Here is a 1,872-nt window from a genome sequence, read left to right as displayed (position 1 = left end):
CTTCCGGGTCATCGGCCGTCACGATGAAGTCGAACAGCGCAAACCAGTCACGGTGCAACGTAGTTTTCTGACCGAACGACTGACGCGAAGAACTGGTGCCCACTGCAATTGGAATCTGGTTGGCCTTCAAGTGCCGCACCAGTTCCTCTGCACCCGGCATCGCCAGCGCTGTGGGAAAACGCTCGCGCATCAGCGGCTCACGGATCACCAGGAACTCTTCGGCGGTGATTGGCAGATCGAGCGCCTCGACCACATAGCGCGCCAGATCATCAGCACCACGTCCGATGATGTTTTGCTTGATGCTCCAGTCAAAAACCCGACCGTAACGTGCGGCGATCAGGGACGTGACCTCGGTGTAAATGCCCTCGGTGTCCAGCAACAMGCCGTCCATGTCGAAAATCACAGCCTTGATCGGGCCGAACTGATTGAGCGGTGCATTCATCGCATCGGATCCGTTTTCTATGACATCCCAGAGGCGGCTCAAATACGGCCGGGTCCGTGATCGATTAAAGGATTCAGCAGCATAACGAGCACCGCTGACGTTCGGCAACGGGCAATACCTGTCCATTACAAAAAGTGCTGGTCGTCATTTAGCGATTTTCCCTACATAAAACGCCTATTTTCCCGACTTCTTTACCCGCTGATCCCAAGCAAAGTCTCGCGCTCATATTTGATCTGCGCGAGGGACTGCGAATGTTCGAGCCTGACAAGGTTCTGGCCTTGAATAACACCATCGGGCTGCTGGTGGTCGCCGCCATGGACCCTGAGCGGCCGGACGTCGAAGCGCTGCTTGCAGACTTTCGGCTCTGCCTCAACGACTACGACGCCTGGGCGGAGAGTTACTGGACCGGCAATGCGCTGGAAATCGAGCAGGTATTCAAGGTCGGCAACGAAGTCCGCCTGGTCGCGCCAAAAAATTCCACGACACCTGTCAGCTCAACTGTCGCGGCGTGTCCGACCAGCGGCCCGATGACGCTGGTGCACATGTTCGACGCGGCGCGGTTCGTGCCGATTGGCAATACGCCAGTGATGCTGGAGCCGTTGAACGYTGATGGCACGTATGGCGAGCCGATCAACCACGAGATCGGCCCCAGCGGCATTCTCGAAATACCCAAGTGCGAACGCGGCCAGCGGTACCGCATCACCTTCTTTCCGAATGTTTCCACTGATCATGTCAAAGCGTTGTTCGCCTCGTATCAAGGCGTCATCGACGACCTGGAAGGCTGGCTGCGCACTGAGTGGTCGAGCGAATTCGAACGGTCATGGGCCGAGTTTTCCGAGGCCGGTTTCATCAAGCGCTACGGCCTGCTGCAACAGGCTGACTGGCTCGGTTTCGAGAAGTCGCTGAACGGATTGTGGGACGACGTGAAGCAGATTTACGAGCTGATCACGGACCTGCGAGCCAACAGCGAAAAGCTTCTTGAATACCTGACCGAGATCGAACTTGAAACGCTGCTGAAGGCCTCGTCGGACTCGATTGCCAATCTGTTGTTGGTGTTGAGTGACGAGCCGTTGATGTTCATCCATCTGGCGGCGTTCACCAGTTGGCTCCGGATGATGCCACCGCAGCACATCGCCGAGGTCGTGGCGGAAATTCGCACGGGGATATTGATTGGATTCCTGTTGGCTCGTTTCACCGGTAGCGCAGGACTGACATCCGGCATCAGCGCCAGGGTGCTGAGCAAAATCAAATCGGTGCGAGCGCGCAAATGGCTGTCTGCCGCGAGTTTGCGGCTGGCCACCCAGCCTGAGCTCACGAATCACGCGGGGGTGCTCAAACCTCTCGCCGTCAGTGCCCGGACTTCTGCGCTGAACCCCGCGCCTGTGGTGCCGCTGCAGATCAGCGCGGGCTCCGCACCGATGGTACAGGTG

General features: G+C 57.9%; 1 protein-coding gene and 1 pseudogene. One reads left to right on the top strand and one right to left on the bottom strand.

Annotated features, from left to right (window positions below):
* Positions 1 to 442, bottom strand: a 442-nt coding sequence (locus AC1DRJ_RS26090; protein ID WP_477804691.1) for an HAD family hydrolase, incomplete at its 3' end; no start/stop codon positions are given.
* A gap of 251 nt (positions 443 to 693) precedes the next feature.
* On the opposite strand from AC1DRJ_RS26090, the pseudogene AC1DRJ_RS26085 reads away from it, so the two are divergent.
* Positions 694 to 1,872 (top strand): annotated as a pseudogene (locus tag AC1DRJ_RS26085) (type IV secretion protein Rhs); the annotation flags it as partial.

It is taken from the genome of Pseudomonas sp. P5_B2, from assembly GCF_056400445.1.
This window is presented reverse-complemented; position numbering and strand designations above follow the sequence as displayed.